A 16,982-nucleotide genomic window follows, 5' to 3' on the forward strand; every position below is an offset into this window, starting at 1 on the left:
TATGCCCCATTATATTATGTATTATGCCCTCTCCAAAGAAAATCGATGATCAAGGCAATTATCTGGAATTTTCCGGTGTGACCATTATTGCTCATGCAGGACAAATAAATCAAAAACTATGGCAGAATATTTACCATTATCTTAAAAGCACTTCAGTGCTATATGACTATTTTTCCCCTCTGCCTTATCAAAGCTATCACATGACCACCTGTAATTTATATACTCAAAAAGAAATCCCGGAAAATTGGCTTTCTTTTATATCAAAGAAACTGACGATTTTTCAAAGTATTAATAAAAAACTGATTGAACTACAATTCAATCCCTCAGTTTCAATTGACGCTATAAATTATTTTTCTGAATTAAAGTTAATTTTATCCATACCCCCAGAACAGCAAACAATAATTCAACAAGTTGCAAAAGAATTTGACTTGGAAAATAAAATACCCAATGATTTTCACATTACTTTAGCATATGGATATAGAGAAATTGACGATGAACACGTCTTTAAAGAAATTAAAAATAAAATAGAAGAATTGCTAAAAATTTGTCAACAATATGAACAAAAAATTATTTTATCTCCTCCAACCTTATGTTTTTTTCGTAGCATGGAACAATTTATTCCTTGGGATGGGACTATCAATCCATTTGTTGTAAAATCACCTGCAATCCACTTGCATTTATTTAGCAGTAAAAATGGAGCTCAAAAGAATGAGGTTTCAAAAACTTCTTTTTGTATCACCATGTAATTAAAAACCACCAATAAACTGAATACTCCCCATAGCATCTTCTATAGGGAGCAGAAGAAGAAATTATCGTGATGCCCTTTGAATATCTTTACCCACGGAAGATACATCTTTTCCAAAACCGTGAACCGTTCCACAAGAGCTTAGTAAGCCAAGTGCTGTAATACAAATACTTACAATTGCTATTTTTTTCAGAGTGTTCATAGTTTTTCCCCTCTCTTTTTGTTTTTAAAATTTTTCCTTCTGTAAATTATTCTAGACCATATTTTTATAAAATTAGAAATTAATAATCAGTTTAAATAATATGATCATTAATGTATTTTCCAAAAAAATATTGATACATTACTCAATTTAAACACATTTAAAAATTCTAAAAAATTCAAATCAACGCATTATTTTCAACAGCTTAATGATCCGCAATGAGATCAACTTATTTTTCCATTGGAGCAATTATCCTGACTTTAGGTTTTATGGTTTATTTGCTAAGCCAGTTATTTTTCTGTTATGGTTATAGACTCAAATGAGATACTTGTCGTGATCGTTGCAGACCTATGTGTGTTCAACTAAGTAGTGCAGCAGAGTGATTGTTTTATACTCAATACTTCCCTATAATCGCACCGGATTTAATAATAAAAAAGGGGCTCTGTTATGAAAAAATGGATGGTATTGGCTGCCACCAGCTTGATGATGATGAATGCGCACGCAGACAATAAATCTTGGTGTGGTTATAAAGATTATTTTCGTTTAAGTGATGCATCCCACCCTGGCATTTATGTTGTCAGTGGATTTAGCGATCAGGATGTTTTTCTTCAATTAATTGGTCCTCGCAGTTTTGAAATCAGAGATGGCTTCGAGTGTCGCAGTGGCTATGCTCATGTTACTGTTGCCTACGATGCTGAGAATTGGTGTGTTCTTGATATTAAAGATGGTCCATTGATGAACCATCCAACTGTTAGCGCTTCTTGCAACGGAATTCGCTATATTAATACAGTATACGATGGTATTGGCAGCTACTCATATACTATTAATCTTGATTAATACAACAAACCTTGATTAGGATAAAGGCTCAAGGGACTGGTAGTTATCTATTGAATGCTCCTTGCCTTTATCCATACCCTATTATGATAAATCCCAATCAGATTATCCTCTTTCCTGGAATGCGGTTAATACTTTTTGTCGATACGCAGCAACTGTTTCAAAATACTGAGCTTTAGCCTAAATAATATTACGCTTAAGTAAGGTCAAACTCCTGGCCACGACGGACAAAACCTGCAAAACCATGCGATTGAGCATCAGGTAACTCTCCATCATTGTAATGATATAACCAGATTTTTGCCTTAATCTTGGGATCCAATGTATCTAACTGCTTGAAATGAGAATGTACTCCGCTGGAGGTTTCCATAGTTTCGCAATCGTGAAAAATAAGCGTTGCATCTCGATAATATTTTTCAAAACGCTCTGGAGTAAACCGTGCATCAGTAGTAATGAAGAATGTTTTTCCTTTAAAACCAATGGCCAAACCATAGCTTGGCATCAGCTTCTTATTAGAATAAATATGAATAGTTTGAACTAAATTCAGTTTCAACCCTTCCCAATTAAAAATGTGCTCGTCCTTGACTATATTAACCAAAAAATAATCACTCAAAATTGCCTCTCTATCATCAAGCGTTCTCAATCCTCCACTTAAGCTATGCTCCCATAACCGATGAACCAAATCTTTATGAATGATTAACTGAGGTGGGCCATTAGAAGAAGCAAACTTACGCTGAAAGGCAAACCATTCAATACCACCTATGTGATCGGCATGCAAATGACTAATATAAACTGCATCAATATCTTGAGGAAGATATCCGGCTTTAGTTAATGAAAAACGAATATCCGTACCACAATCTATCAATAGTTTCTTACCACTATCCGTTAGAAGTAGCATATTTGACTGGAAATTTTCAAAATCCGTTCCGATACCACTACCTGCCCCTAAAAATAGCAATTTCATTAATTAATCCCTGAACTAAGTTAAGGATCAAGTCCGAGCTTGTCCTAAAAATTTCCTAATGCACAGATATCTTCTTTATTAAAGAATAGCATTTAAAATTAGTTATTAGAAATAGCTCTAGTATTATAAATGAGCTATTCTCAATGTAAGTAGATAAGCCAAAATGAGTTAAACGTGCTAAGAAAACTCCATCTTAAGAACACGCGCTTCCTATACTATTTTTTCTTCTTTCTAGCAATCACTCTTGTGAGCCTTATCGTTTGTTTGTTTTCATTAAAACACATTGCTGTACAAGAAGTTATCGATGGAAATGAACGTTATCAATTGTTTGCGTTAGCGAACCAACTTCGCCAGAGCTCTGATGATTTAACTGAGATGGCTCGTCTGTATGTAATCACAGGCGAAAAAAAGTACTATGATAACTATAACGAAATCTTAGCGATACGTAATGGTACCTCACCTCGCCCTGAAAATTATGACGAATTGTATTGGGATTTGGTCATTGGTAATAAACGCCCCCAACCTTATGGTCCAGCAAAATCATTAGCAGCAATGATGTTGGAGCATCATTTTACTCTAAAAGAATTCTCTTTGCTGACTGAAGCTGAGAATCAAAGTAAAAAACTTGCAGAAACCGAAATCAAAGCAATGAATCTGGTTGAAGGAAAATATCAGGATAAGTCAGGAAATTATACGATTATTGGAAAACCAAATCGCCAATTAGCCCAACAAATGGTTTTTGGCGATGACTATTTGCAAGAAAAATTAAAAGTAATGAAGCCCTTACAGGAGTTTTTTACCCTCATAAATAGTCGAACATTCTTAATCAACGAAAAAATTGATCTGGAAATGTCAAAAATTATCGCTTTAGCACTTGGGCTCTCACTTCTCTCAACCTTACTTATGCTCTTTTTTATCATTCATGCATTAAAAACATTATCTAAAGTAAATAAGGAAAATGATCTTTTATTATTGAATATCTTGCCAGAGTCGATTGCCTCACGCTTGAAAATGGGAGAGGAGGATATTGCTGATGAATATTCCCAAGCCAGTGTTATGTTTGCAGATATTATTAATTTTACTCAATTAACTGATCAATTGGGTGCTAAAAAAACAGTAAATGTTTTAAATCGATTGTTTGCTGAACTCGACAAACTTACCGAAAAATATCATGTAGAAAAAGTTAAAACCATTGGTGATAACTATATGGCTGTATCTGGTGTACCTGAACAAACAACAAGGCATGCAATCAACATTGCGAATTATGCTTTAGCTATTCTGGAAAAAATGCAGGCTTTCAATCAAGAAAATCAGATGCAACTTCAATTTCGTATTGGCATTACCTATGGTACTGTCATTGCAGGGATAATTGGTCATAAAAAATTTGTTTATGACATCTGGGGAAACGTGGTCAACCTAGCCAGCCGACTGGAAGAAACTTCTCTCCCTAATCAAATCCAAATCTCTGAAAAAATGGCTTTTATGCTCCAAGATGAATTCATTGTTGAACCACGAGGAATTTTGGAAATGAAGGGAATTGGTGATGTAAAGACCTATTTTCTTCTTGGAAAAAAAGAAAAATAAAACTACGGATGTTTTATTCGCCTTTATGGCACCGAGGACATATCCCATAAATATTTAAAGCATGATCTGTCATCTGAAAATGTGCGCGTTCGGCTATTGTTTTTTGTCTTTGTTCAATAATTTCATCAACAAACTCTTCAACACAACCACATTTGATGCAAACCAGGTGATCATGATGAGCTCCCTGACTCAATTCAAATACTGAGTGTCCCCCTTCAAAATTATGACGAGTAACCAACCCTGCTGCCTCAAATTGCGTTAATACACGATAAACTGTTGCAAGACCAACATCTTCTCCTGTTTCTAATAATGCCTTGTAAACACCTTCCGCACTTAAATGATGATTGGGAGATTGTTCCAAGATTTGTAATACTTTTAAACGCGGTAAAGTAATTTTCAATCCAGCATTCTTAAGCTGCTTACTTTCTTCCATTTAATGCTCCAGGTGTCTTTCAGTAAATGACGTGTTATTATGGCGAAATTTTTCACGATAGGCAAAAAAATGAGAATAATAATTTTTCTACTTGGAATCGTATTTACCTTAGCTCTTACCCAATGCTCCTCTTTTGATCTCTCTCGACGAGTAGCTCAGCAGGGGAATTTATTACCACAATCAAAAATTAATCGTCTCAAAATAGGGATGAGTAAAAATGATGTTGCTATATTAATGGGAACCAGTTTGTTAAGCCCTACATTTAATAATGACCGCTGGGACTATGCATACACCTGGCGTAGAGGCCGTGGATATACGACTATGGCAACCGTAAGCTTATATTTTCACAGCGATAGACTCACACATATAGAGCGCAGTAAGCTAAAACCGGGCGTTGCGTCGCTTAATCACCCAGATGTTAATCAAGAATAACCTGAACTTGCGTGTTTTGTGGCTTAAATAAAGACTGAGAACTTATACCCTCAGCCCCGCCTCTATCTCTTACTCACATCGCTGCCTACGCCCAGCGGGACGTCGGCAACGATCTGTATAGACTTAGATGGATTACACACGGCGGCGAGTAGTTGTTGCCTTTTGACGTCGTTTTTCTTTTGGATCTAAAACCAAAGGCCTATATATTTCTACTCTATCACCTTCTTGAAGCACATGCGCCAAAGAAACTTGTTTTGCATAAATTCCAACGACCATGTTTCGCGTTTCCGGATGAATCTCGTATATTCCTGAGACATTAAGGGCATCAAGAACTGTGGCCCCTTGTTCTAGATTTAAAGTCATATGTACCGTACTTTTATCTACAGCTACATATACCAACTCAATTTTCACCATAAACTGCCTTGGCTCTCTCACAAAAAGAATCAACCATTTTATCCGTTACTTGCTCAAACACTGGACCAAGCAACATGGAAAACATACGCCCGGCAAATTCAAATTCTAAGTCAAATGAAACTTTGCATCCATCTTCCGTTTCATCAAAACGCCAAAAGCCCTCTAAATGAGTGAAAGGACCATCAACAAGACGAATTTCGATCATTTTATTAATTTGTAATCGATTACGTGTAGTAAAGGATTTACTCATCCCTGCAGCACCAATAACTAAAGTGGCCTGCACTTCATCTTCATCACGATGATGTACTACACTTTCTGTACAATAAGGCAGAAATTCTGCATAACGCTCAACTTCATTCACCAACGAAAACATTTGCTCACAAGTATAATTGACCGTACGTGATTTTTTCACTATGGGCATTATGCTTCTCCCCGAATTTTATGTCTAAACCAAAGACTCAGATCTTTAATTTCCTCAAAACAAATTGAATGTTCCATAGAGTATTTATAATAAGAAATATGTTCATATCCTTTTTTCAATAACCATTCTTTACTTGATTCAGTCCATTGAGGTAAAACCAGGGGATCAAATTGTCCTGCCCCCATAAAAAAAGGTGTGCTTTTATCCAGATTTGCTCTGGTCTGTGCAGCTAAAGGTAAATAAGCAGACAAGGCAACAACTCCACCCAAGCAAGCTGGTGTATGAAGAGCCGTATGTAATGCCATGGCTCCTCCTTGTGAAAATCCTGCTAGGAAAATCTGATTGTGTGTAAAACCATCATTTAATTGTTCATCAATAACTTTACGAATCAGCAATTCTGATTGTTCAATTCCGTCTTTATCTTCTCTATCAATTAACTTGACACCAATAATATCATACCACGCAGGCATGACCATCCCCCCGTTTAACGTTACTGGGCGTTGGGGGGCATTAATAAATACATGGCGTATCGCTACGTCTTCAATCGTTAACTGATCGACCAAACTCATCATATCGGAAGCATCAGCACCTAATCCATGCATCCAAATAACACATGCTTGTGTTTGAGCCTGTGACTCATTTATAAATACATTCAAAACAAATCCCCTCACAGACAAAAAAGAGAAATTATCGCTAATGCATCAACACAGTGCAAGTTATATACTCTCGATATTTTATAGAGGCTTTATTGATTGAAATAAAATCCAATTGATTTATTTCAAGACGAAAATATCGAACATGATATTCCATTTTTACTCAATATGAGTTATAGTTCGCTAGTGTGAATTAATAAGCAGCAAAAGATGTTTGAAAAAGAAGAACCATTTACCCTTACGATGCTAGGGACCGATACAGTATATACTCCCACTCTAAAAAGCAAGAAAAAAGCTAAACCCTTAAAAAAAGGGGATATAGTACAGGAATATTACCCTAAGGGAGAAAGTCTAAGTATTGTTTCTACATTGATTAAAACAAAAGAGAACCCTGTAATTAATCACAAACAACCTGCCCCCTATCAATCTTCGGAAGCCACTGTTGTTAATGGACCCAAAACAGACGGAACAGATGTCGGCGAAAAAATTGGAATTGGCCTGGGTATCGCTTTAAATGCTCTTGTCCGCGGACAAACTGACCTCAATGATATTGCACACAGCAGGGGTGGGGTTGAATCCGTTCTGATTGCTCATGAACTCGATGCGATAAAAAAAGCAATTAATTCTTGTGAGAATTTCGAACAACTAATCAAAGAGCTAACGCAGCAACAAACAGCCAGAAAAAATGGCAAACCTTTTAATAATACTCCTGACATCATTAAACCTTTATTAACCCAACTACCTAAAGACAAACAAGACCAAGAGCGCTGGTTCAATACGCTAAAAGCTAATATTGCCAATGCATCAATGAATCTTTTTATCATTGATCCGGTTCCTGGAGACTGTTGGCCAGTAACATGGTATGACGAACGATTTTTTACTCTTCCTTCTTTTGTAAAACATGCCGAATTTGTCTATTATGAAAATGAACATTCTGATTGGGGTTTTACTCCAATCTATGTCGATGCTTCAAATCCAGAACAAATAATAATTCGACATACCCTGCCCGGACATCACGGTACAGGCTCTGCTGGAAGTAATGCATCACAACAAAACGTTGTCGTTTCTCCCGATAATACCAAAGCAACACACGTTCAAAAATTAATAATTTTTAAATTACTAAATTTTTTAACATCCCATGGGGTTGAATTTAAAGACGCACGCGAAATTTTTCATGAACATACCAGCTTAGGTAAAAAATATCTCGCATTTCTGGAAGAAATGGACATTAGCGAGGGCATTGATGTAGCAAAACTTGATTTTCCAACTATATTTCGCAAGCTTTATGACAAAATTTATGAAAATAGATCTGCATATGAAGCGTTTAATGCGACTCACTACACATTTATGGGCGTAGCTCCTCAAAGAAAAATGCTGCGTACTGGTCATAAATACGGTCTTTTAACAGAAGTTTTTCCTAAAAATATCGGATATGTGAATGAAGAGCACAGTACATTAATGAAAGAGTATTTCTTCAAAATACTCCAAGTTGCTTCACATGAAGATCATAACTTGGCTGCATTGATTAAATCAGCGAAAAATGTATTATCTAAAAACATTAGAAAAATATCTAATCTTTCATCCTCACATATTGAGCACTCAATTGCAGCAACAGCAATACTTGACAGTGAAAGTGTACGCCAAGATGTTTTAAGTTCTTTTGGCGCATTAATACAAAGAGTAAACCAACAATATCTGAGCGACGATTGGAGCGAAAGCGGTAAACAAAAAGAAAAAGAAGAGCTTTTTGCAGCAATCATTGACATATTTCAAGAATTTAATGAATTATCAAACATTGAAAATGAAACCATAAAAGAATTTGTAGCAAAACTGATTAATTTAAGTTTAAAAGGAATTACTCAGACTGTTGAGCAACAACATGCAAACCTTGACGAAAAATTGAATCGTTTGCAAACACCAACTGATGCCAATTTAAAATACTTTTTTAATTCTTTATTAACTCAAATTAATAAAGATGAAAGTTATTCTGGCCTAGAAATTAATCCCGAAATCAGTAGGATTTTCGAAAGCCATGAATTTGCTCAATTAACAGATTATCCAGTAACTATAAAAATAGCTTACATCTGCCACCAATTGGGAGAAAAATTACCTAAAGAGGGAACGGAAGAAAATTTAATTGAACAACTTACAGAACGATTTAACGACTATTATGGCAGCTCATTTGATGAATTTGAAAAACTGTATCATCAAATCGGAGTCTTTATTAATGATACTGCGGCACTCGGTCGATTATTTGTAACTGAAGAAGCCATTTTCAATAAACATGAGCTATCTCTTCGAAAAAAAGCTGAGGCTTTAATCGATATCGCCGCACAAAAGTTTTATCGAGATCGCCCCCACGCACTACCTGCGCCTGCGGAAAAAAACACGTTCCAGGAGTTGGTTGAACGTCATGCCATCAATAAATACGGTGTCATTGATAGACTCAAACACGAAAAAGCTGTTTTAGAACAGGAAAATCAGCATTTAAATGTTCGCATCGAAAATATGCAGGAACAAATAGTGGAAAAAGAAGAGCAAGCAAAAAAAACGTATGCATCATTAGTGGCTGAAAAGCACAAAAAAAATGAATACCGTGCTGCACTCAATAATGATAAAGAAGCTGAGTATTTATTACTCATAAATAAGAAACTGATTCCATTAACAAATGAATATTTAGCATTACTCAAATCTCAATTATCCAATAGACCTACAGAGTTGGAACACGATGATGAAATAGAAAAAGAGGATAAAAAGATAAATTTTAAGATTCAAAAGGTAAATAGGCTGCTTACTGTTTTACAAAATAAAGAAAACTTTCCCCATCCCCAAATGCGTTTGCGCTCATTTTACAAAAATTTGGATACTATTGAAGCAGAGCTCAAAAAGCATCGTGATGCGGATTGGGAGCGATATTGTCAAAATGCCTTAATTGCCGCAGGAATTCTTTTAAGTGGTATCGTTCCAGGATTAATTGCACTCGCAATTTATACTCATGTAGGCTATTCATCTACAAAATCGTTGTACTTCTGGCAATCTTCTGGACAGAATGTGGTCTCCACAATGAATAAATATAGAAAAGAGCTTGATATCTCAATTGACGATACTGATGAAGCAAACATGTTTATAAATGATTATTAATATAATTGGAATTTGTAGCCCGGGTAATGCCCGATAACCCGTGTTTTTCTCAGGTTTTCCCAGGCTATGCTTTTCATCGCCAGGTCCACTCAGAAATGTAGAGGTCTACTTACAGCCTTAGTATTTTATTACTTGAATTTTTACTTAAATAAATGGATAGTTACCTTCTAACTGTTAATCACTTTGTGTCCAATGAAACGAATTTACTTTTTATTTATGATTTGCATCCCCATATTCTTATTGGGTTGCGGGCAAAAAGGGCCTCTTTATTTGCCAGAATCAACAAAAAATGCCACAAGTAATAGATAACTGATTTAATGGTGCAAATTATGAAAATCAAATTTACCAAAATGCACGGCTTAGGCAATGATTTCATAGTGATTGATGGGATCCATCAGAAAATCAATCTTAGCCCCCAACAAATCGCCAGTATGGCTCAACGCAACACTGGTGTTGGTTTTGATCAATGCTTACTTATTGAATCCAGTCAGCAGGATGGTATCGATTTTAACTATCGAATTTTCAATGCGGATGGTCAGGAAGTTGGTCAATGTGGTAATGGAGCACGTTGTCTTGCTTTATTTGCAAAATACTACGGTTTAATTGATAAAAATCACTTAACTGTGGCGACCTCGACTACAAAGATGAATTTATATATCAATTCAGACTCAAGCGTCAGTGTCGATATGGGTATTCCACAATTAACCCCATCAGCCATTCCGTTTAGAGCAAAACAGCAAGCCGCCGAATATTTTTTGGAGCTTGAGCATAATCAAAAAATAAGTTTACATGCACTCAGTGTGGGTAATCCACATGCGGTATTATTGACTGAGAATACAGAAACAGCACCGGTTCATACTGTTGGAAAACAAATCAGCCTGCATCCAGGCTTTCCTGAGCAGGCAAATGTTGGATTTATGCAAATTGTAAGTCCAAAGCATATCAAATTACGAGTCTATGAACGTGGCTGTGGAGAAACTCAAGCATGTGGAAGTGGCGCTGTTGCAGCTGCTGCTGTCGGACGCCTATATCACCAACTGGACAAACAAATCAAAGTCACGTTGCCTGGCGGTGATTTATTTATTGACTGGGCAACATTTAATGAACCAATAATCCTGACTGGTCCAGCCGTCTTTGTTTATGAAGGCATCCTATTTTAGAGCCCTATTGAATTTATCTTTCAACAATATCACTTTCTATGCCAAAATTAACACAAGTATTGAATTTTATTTACAAAGAGTTATCCTGAAAGAACGCCTAACACTCGCACCGTTCCAAAACTTACATAACCTCAACTCGACGCAAGAGTCGAGATTAGGCTGCAAAGTGCGAGGAGAAGCGAGAGTGCCGAACCGGACTGTACACTCAGTCACATAAGGACTCAAGCACCACATCGACAAAGCAATTTGTCACCTCAGTAGCGTTTTTGGAAGAAGTCTATTTTGGAGCTGGGTGCTTGGCAAAAAGGAGAGTGCCATGACAGGAAGCAAAATACAAAGTTTTGATTTATTCAAGGCGGCTATGGGAAACTCAGAGTATTTAACGGAAATCAATAAGGATAGAGGAAGCCAATCCCAATTTTTAAAAACTCTTGAAGAAGGAAATTTGACACTCCCCAATATTCTTGAATCCATTCAAATAGTCAAAAATCCGCAGGTAAAATCGCTCTTGATCATTTACTTATTAAGTCAAAAAGAATTCTTATCTTCTTTAAAAGGTGATTCAATATTAAACAGATTAACCCTTCCAGATCTCCATATTCCTTCGCGTCTTAATTTCCTGATTCATCAATTAGATTTTAAAACGCTCTCAACTCAATTGATTAGTAAATTGGAACCTGAAGCAGCAGTCAGTGTTCTTTGCTCAATTCCTCATTTTCATCAATTAACCAAGACACAAATAGAAGCTTTAATCGAACGATATCCCCTCTATGAAAGACACAAGATTCTAACTTATTGGCTCACTCATTTTGTCTCCATGCCTAATGCACATTACATCTTAGCTCATTTAATGAACATTGCCGGACATAATATCATTGATGAATTGAGTAAAATGGAATCTAATCAGAAAGAAATAGTCATTCTCAATATTATTGAACATCTAGGATTATTTAATAGCATACCTGTTAAATTCCTAGATCATGCAAACAAAGAATCTCATTTGATTTTGGCGATACGCTTTTATCTTAATGGACATTATAATAAAGCCTATGCGAACTATATTAATCAATTATCTAAAAGATTATTAGATAAAAACCATTCTTTTTCACTCGAAGCAATTGAGTTACTTTTTTTCCTGAACGATAAACTTGCATTTAAAGAGTTAGCAAAAAAAACAGCTCATTTAACGAATCGCTATTTAAGAAATAATGCACTAAAAGGAAATGTTGCATTATTTTATCAAAATAATCGAATTAACATCGAAAGAATGCTGCAACATGTTCATTTAAATCCACTTTTTCCTAGGGGAGGAGCAAAAGAACAAAAACCCTCAGCAGATCCCGATGAAAACCCCTTTATAGAAGGGTTAATTAAGCATGACAAGTTGATTAATTGTTTTGAGTATTTTTTAATACACTATAAAGGTAATGCTGAGTCAATTGAGAAACTGCTTAATGATTACATGGAATTTTATGAGCAATCTGAAAATCTCACAATTCGAGCCAATGCAATACACCATATTGGTTTCATGCTAGGACGTTCTGAATTAGATGGAACGGTAAAAGAAGCTATATTTACTACTTTTTTAAACCATCCTGATTTTTTTGATGAGCAAGTCAGCTATCAATTATTTTTATTTGATGCAAAGAGAATCATTCGTTATTTTGGTCTCCGTGGGGGAGCGGAAAATTATCAAAGAGTTATTGATTTGTGTACTTTGGCACTAAAAAATATGAACTCTGAAAAAAATCAAGAAATTATTCTCTTTGCTCAAAAAGCACTTTCGGAAGCACAACATGAGTTACATTTTACTAAAGAACAAGGATTCTTTTCTGGATTGATTAAATGGCTCAAACGATGTTGGACTTACGGATGGACTGGCCTTTTTAAACCTAACTCACCCGAATACGTCGTTCCAGAATCATTGAACCTTAGAGAAAAAAATAAAAAACCATCCAATAATTGGATAAAAAAATCTGTATCAACTCAGGAGTCAGAAAAAAATCTTCCGGATTTATTAAACGAAATCCGTCTGCCATTAACACAAGAAAAATTTAAAGATATTATTAGGGCTCTAGATAGTTACTCGTTACAAACAACGCCTAAAGAGGAACTGAACACAAGACAAAAACTTCACCGCTTATATCATTATGTAATGAATCGTAAAGAAGAATATGAAGGACTTTATCAATGGTTAAAAGACAATCAAAATCCATTCATTATAAATCAATTTCGTCTATTGGAGTTGATGTTAAAGGAAAGACCCCGCTGTGAGGTGGATTCATTACTTGCACAAGTCAATGAAGATTCAGACCATCTACACTATGTTTCCAACGAATTAGATTGTCTGCTGCCTGAACTGGTAATCAAACCCAGTACTAAGCCTTTAAAAAGCTCAGAAAGCTCTGACTTTGTAGCAAACGCAACTAAAGTGATTTCCGAATATACATGCGAGGCTGCTGTATATGCACAAAGTGCATTGCATTGGGCTGAAGGTTTTTTTGCGAAAATGAAGAGTCCAGAAAAAGAGGAAGAGACCTTTGAAGTAGAGCATATTGATTCTTTTAAAAAAACAATCAGTAGCAAAGGAATTACTACAACTTAAGTTTCCAACGTTTATGCATCCAGTTCCATTGCTCGGGATGAGCTAAAATAATACGTTCTAAAGCTTGATTATAAGCTAATGTATTATAGTATAGCGATTCTTGAGCACTTCCATAATCTTTCCAAGGGATTGGATCATAAAACTCTAAGACATGTTTTCCATTGGGCAATCTATAGCCCGCTGCCGGAATTACTGGGACTCCAGTATAACGAGATAAAGTCGCTAAGCTACGATAAGTTCCTGCCTTTACTCCAAAAAACTCTACAGCAATACCGTCTCGATTAACCAAAGAAGCATGTTGATCAAGAACGAAAATGACCGCATGATTTTGTTCTAACGCAGCACAAACCTTATCTAGAGAATTCTTTTTAGGAATAACGTTTAAACCTACTTGGTAGTATTGCTTAAATAAACTTCGCTCAATAAATTTGATTGACAAAGTACGGCGTATAAAATGAAACTGCCCTTGAAATTCTTTAAAATTTAAAACGCCACCTATTGGCGCAACTTCCCAATTGCCAAAATGTCCAGTAAGAACCAAAACCCCTTTTTGTTGTGCTACAACTGCCAACATGTTTTCATGGCCACGAACCTCGACTTGATTACGTAACTTATCTTCAGACATAAAGCGCAAGTAAATTGCTTCTTTAAAGGATTTAAGTAAATGCGAGTAATAGGATACAGCAAGTCGCTTTTTTTGTGCGTCATTTAATTGATCGCCATAAACGCGATCAATATTTGCCATAATGACTTGCCGCTTATAGGGTAAAAATTTATATACGAATCGACCCAACAAGCTTACAGATAATTCATTAATTTTTCGTTCTAATTCAGTCACAAGCTTTGATCACCAAACAGGCATTCATACTGGCAAAGCCGCGATTAATCGTCAATGCATAAGGGCCTCCTTTTAAAGGCTGATGCTCTGCACTTACAGATAAACCTTTACAACTGGATGCGATATTTTGCAAATTAGCAATACCGGGCACACATTTAGATGAAAGCACATAGGTTGTCATTACCGCGTCAATCAGGCCGGAAGCACATATGGTATGTCCCATAGACCATTTGAATGCGGTTACTGGAATTTCCTGCTGGGCAAAAACATTTTGTATTGCCTGAGATTCACTATAATCCGATTTACTATTACCATTACCGTGGGCAACAATAAAACCTAAATCATCAGCATTTAGTTTAACAAGGTCCAAAGTACGCTGCATCAACTCCGCCAGTTGCTGTCCGCTTGCATCCAGAGAAAATAACCCTTCCGCTTCAGTGGTAGATAATCCACCAATAATCTCTCCATAACATGTTGCAGAGCGTGCTCGCATGCTTGCTTCACTTTCCAATATCAAAGCAGCAGCACCTTCAGCTAAAATTGTGCCATCATGCGCTGCATCAAAAGGTTTTAAATGTTGATTACTTAATACACCTAATTGCTCATAGTAAAACAAGGCTTGGGGTTCAGCTATATCATAGGCAACAACCACGGCCCGCTCTGCCAGCCCACTGCTAATCGCATGATATGCCTCCAATAAAGCTTGCGTTCCACCCACTGCATGATTCGTTACATTATGATTAGGACCTTTAAATTCATAGGTGATCCCCGTGTATGCTAGAACATTATTAGGTAATATTCGCAATAACCACATCGGATGAACTGTTTCGAACAGGTGCTCTGCAAATTGCTGCATATTTCCTTGAGTTTTTGCCAGTAAAGGTAAAAAGTCATACTGTTGAAAATATTTATTTCCCGGGGAGCCCACAAAAACAGCAGTTTGCTCATTAAACGAGCCAGGATCATCAAGGGTATCGCGATAAGCAATCATTTGACTGTGCTCGATTGCTTGTACCGCAGCATTAATTCCCATCACGTCCTGACGTGAAATAACTTTCAGTAACTTACGATCCGGTAACATTTTCGCAGGATTAAAATCTTTTAACTCTCCACACAGTCCATGAGGCCAACTTGATAAATCCCAGTGGCTCATTTTAGCAATTCCGTTTTTACCAGAAAGAATCGCATCCCAAGTAGCATCAGCGGTAGCACCTGATGCAGTTAGGGCGCTTCGCCCAGTAATAAATACTCTATTGCTCTGACTCATCGATCTGCTCCTTCAAACTCAGGATGCTTAAATAACAAACAGCTATTTGAGCCACCAAATCCAAAAGAATTGGATAAAACCACGCCTAAAGAGCGTTCACGTGGCCCATCAACTACATAATCTAAATCACACTCTGGATCTGGAGTCGTTAAATTAGCAGTTCTTGGTATCTGTGCCTGCTCTATGGATTTAACTGATAATACAGCTTCAAGCGCTCCTGCCGCAGCAATCAAATGTCCGGTCTGACTTTTAGTCGAACTTACAGGCAAGTTTGCGATATATTCCCCAAAAACTGCTTTAATTGCATTCGTTTCACTTAAGTCATTCATCTTGGTCGAGGTACCATGTGCATTAACATAATCCACATCAGAAGCCTGAACTCCCGCATCCTGGAGAGCACGTTCGATTGCCTGAATGGCTCCATCACCATTTGGATGTGAGTCAGTAATTCGATAAGAACTTAAGGTATTCCCTTCACCGGCTAACTCGGCATAAATACGAGCACCGCGAGCTTTTGCTTTACTCCATTCTTCCAAAATTAAAAAAGCAGCACCCTCTCCCAAGACAAAGCCATTGCGCGTTGCATCAAAAGGTCGGCTCGCTGTTTCAGGTGTACTATTATAAGAAGATAAAGCACCCAATAAGCAAAAACTGGATAATCCCAAAGGATTAATCATTGAATCAAATCCACCAGCCAACATAAAATCAGCTTCTCCCCTGCGAATGACTTGCATCGCCAACCCTAAAGCTTGCCCTCCTGAAGCACACGCTGTATGCACTGAGGAAGCATAACCTCTGATTCCGAATTGTTGAATCAATAAAGACAGCCCCGAGTTTGGAGTTGTTTTACCAAAATCAGATAATTTGTAAAATTCTCGTGTATTAGCAAGTAATCGCTCCCAATCCGCTTCACCATCTTGAGCACAAATTTGTTGAAATCGAGACAGAAAATCAAATTCAGCAGTCATCATACCGCTACCCGTAACTACGCCCCACTGTGCTGCCGTTTGTTTTGTAGGCAAGATACCTGCATCATCAAACGCTTGTTGTGCTGCCTCAAGAGCATATCGTGTAAAAGGTACAGAAAAGCGACTACGTTTTGTAGTTAATTTGGGAGCGAGTGTAAAATTTTTCACCTCAGCCGCAATATAAGCTGGGAAAGCACTGGCATCAAATTGTTTGATTTCAGCAATTCCTGAACGCCCCTCCAATAAATTGGACCATGTGGACTGCACATCAAGTCCTAGAGGAGAAACTGCTCCCAAACCTGTAATAGCCACTCGTCTTTTTTTCAC

The 16,982-nt window shown here is 36.8% G+C and carries 17 protein-coding genes; 8 read left to right on the forward strand and 9 right to left on the reverse strand.

Annotated features, from left to right (window positions below; genetic code table 11):
- Positions 1-23: 23 nt before the first annotated feature.
- A complete protein-coding gene (locus Ltuc_RS12120; protein ID WP_058521508.1) occupies positions 24-746 on the forward strand; it encodes a DUF1868 domain-containing protein in 723 nt (240 codons plus the stop codon).
- A gap of 63 nt (positions 747-809) precedes the next feature.
- On the opposite strand, the gene Ltuc_RS12125 is transcribed toward Ltuc_RS12120, so the two are convergent.
- Positions 810-947: an entericidin A/B family lipoprotein gene (locus Ltuc_RS12125; RefSeq protein WP_058521509.1), complete on the reverse strand. Its 138-nt coding sequence runs from the start codon at positions 945-947 to the stop codon at positions 810-812.
- Positions 948-1,391: 444 nt separating this feature from the next.
- Between Ltuc_RS12125 and Ltuc_RS12130 the strand changes: the two genes are divergently transcribed.
- Positions 1,392-1,781, forward strand: a complete 390-nt coding sequence (locus Ltuc_RS12130; protein WP_058521510.1) for a hypothetical protein — start codon at positions 1,392-1,394, stop codon at positions 1,779-1,781.
- Between the two features lie 193 nt (positions 1,782-1,974).
- Here Ltuc_RS12130 and Ltuc_RS12135 read toward each other — a convergent pair whose 3' ends face one another.
- On the reverse strand, positions 1,975-2,739 hold the full coding sequence (locus Ltuc_RS12135) for an MBL fold metallo-hydrolase (protein WP_058521511.1): 765 nt from the start codon (positions 2,737-2,739) through the stop codon (positions 1,975-1,977).
- Positions 2,740-2,913: 174 nt separating this feature from the next.
- Between Ltuc_RS12135 and Ltuc_RS12140 the strand changes: the two genes are divergently transcribed.
- Complete coding sequence (locus Ltuc_RS12140; RefSeq protein WP_058521512.1) at positions 2,914-4,323, forward strand: adenylate/guanylate cyclase domain-containing protein; 1,410 nt, start codon at positions 2,914-2,916, stop codon at positions 4,321-4,323.
- A gap of 13 nt (positions 4,324-4,336) precedes the next feature.
- Here the strand turns inward: Ltuc_RS12140 and fur are convergent, their stop codons facing one another.
- Positions 4,337-4,756, reverse strand: a complete 420-nt coding sequence (gene fur / locus Ltuc_RS12145) for a ferric iron uptake transcriptional regulator (RefSeq protein WP_019233405.1) — start codon at positions 4,754-4,756, stop codon at positions 4,337-4,339.
- A gap of 39 nt (positions 4,757-4,795) precedes the next feature.
- Between fur and Ltuc_RS12150 the strand changes: the two genes are divergently transcribed.
- Positions 4,796-5,188 carry an outer membrane protein assembly factor BamE gene (locus Ltuc_RS12150; RefSeq protein ID WP_058521513.1) on the forward strand — a complete coding sequence of 131 codons (393 nt, stop codon included), beginning with the start codon at positions 4,796-4,798 and terminating at the stop codon, positions 5,186-5,188.
- Between the two features lie 132 nt (positions 5,189-5,320).
- Here Ltuc_RS12150 and Ltuc_RS12155 read toward each other — a convergent pair whose 3' ends face one another.
- The 3 genes from Ltuc_RS12155 to Ltuc_RS12165 are packed head-to-tail and all read right to left on the reverse strand — an operon-like array spanning position 5,321 to position 6,679.
- On the reverse strand, positions 5,321-5,602 hold the full coding sequence (locus Ltuc_RS12155) for an RnfH family protein (protein WP_058521514.1): 282 nt from the start codon (positions 5,600-5,602) through the stop codon (positions 5,321-5,323).
- On the reverse strand, positions 5,589-6,023 hold the full coding sequence (locus Ltuc_RS12160) for a type II toxin-antitoxin system RatA family toxin (protein ID WP_058521515.1): 435 nt from the start codon (positions 6,021-6,023) through the stop codon (positions 5,589-5,591). Before Ltuc_RS12160 ends, Ltuc_RS12155 begins: the two co-directional genes overlap by 14 nt.
- Entirely contained in the window at positions 6,023-6,679 is a 657-nt protein-coding gene (locus tag Ltuc_RS12165) for an alpha/beta hydrolase (protein WP_083498083.1), read from the reverse strand. The genes Ltuc_RS12160 and Ltuc_RS12165 overlap by 1 nt, the downstream gene beginning before the upstream one ends.
- A gap of 207 nt (positions 6,680-6,886) precedes the next feature.
- On the opposite strand from Ltuc_RS12165, the gene Ltuc_RS12170 reads away from it, so the two are divergent.
- From Ltuc_RS12170 to Ltuc_RS12180, 4 genes are all read left to right on the forward strand, one after another.
- The gene (locus Ltuc_RS12170; RefSeq protein ID WP_058521516.1) at positions 6,887-9,817 is read left to right on the forward strand and encodes a hypothetical protein; all 2,931 of its coding nucleotides are present in this window, start codon (positions 6,887-6,889) and stop codon (positions 9,815-9,817) included.
- Positions 9,818-10,009: 192 nt separating this feature from the next.
- Positions 10,010-10,126, forward strand: a complete 117-nt coding sequence (lptM, locus tag Ltuc_RS15105) for an LPS translocon maturation chaperone LptM (RefSeq protein ID WP_083498084.1) — start codon at positions 10,010-10,012, stop codon at positions 10,124-10,126.
- Between the two features lie 20 nt (positions 10,127-10,146).
- On the forward strand, positions 10,147-10,977 hold the full coding sequence (gene dapF / locus Ltuc_RS12175; RefSeq protein WP_058521517.1) for a diaminopimelate epimerase: 831 nt from the start codon (positions 10,147-10,149) through the stop codon (positions 10,975-10,977).
- Between the two features lie 316 nt (positions 10,978-11,293).
- A complete protein-coding gene (locus Ltuc_RS12180; protein ID WP_058521518.1) occupies positions 11,294-13,582 on the forward strand; it encodes a hypothetical protein in 2,289 nt (762 codons plus the stop codon).
- On the opposite strand, the gene Ltuc_RS12185 is transcribed toward Ltuc_RS12180, so the two are convergent.
- Genes Ltuc_RS12185 through Ltuc_RS12195 form a run of 3 tightly spaced genes read right to left on the reverse strand, consistent with a single transcriptional unit; the run spans position 13,572 to position 16,982 of the window.
- Positions 13,572-14,420: a lysophospholipid acyltransferase family protein gene (locus tag Ltuc_RS12185; RefSeq protein WP_058521519.1), complete on the reverse strand. Its 849-nt coding sequence runs from the start codon at positions 14,418-14,420 to the stop codon at positions 13,572-13,574. The two genes, Ltuc_RS12180 and Ltuc_RS12185, sit on opposite strands and share 11 nt — an antisense overlap.
- The gene (locus Ltuc_RS12190) at positions 14,413-15,687 is read right to left on the reverse strand and encodes a beta-ketoacyl-[acyl-carrier-protein] synthase family protein (protein WP_058521520.1); all 1,275 of its coding nucleotides are present in this window, start codon (positions 15,685-15,687) and stop codon (positions 14,413-14,415) included. Before Ltuc_RS12190 ends, Ltuc_RS12185 begins: the two co-directional genes overlap by 8 nt.
- Positions 15,684-16,982 (reverse strand): beta-ketoacyl-[acyl-carrier-protein] synthase family protein, encoded by a 1,299-nt coding sequence (locus Ltuc_RS12195; RefSeq protein WP_058521521.1) that lies wholly within the window; start codon positions 16,980-16,982, stop codon positions 15,684-15,686. Before Ltuc_RS12195 ends, Ltuc_RS12190 begins: the two co-directional genes overlap by 4 nt.

Origin of the sequence: Legionella tucsonensis (genome assembly GCF_001468035.1) — a bacterium.
GTDB lineage: Bacteria > Pseudomonadota > Gammaproteobacteria > Legionellales > Legionellaceae > Legionella > Legionella tucsonensis.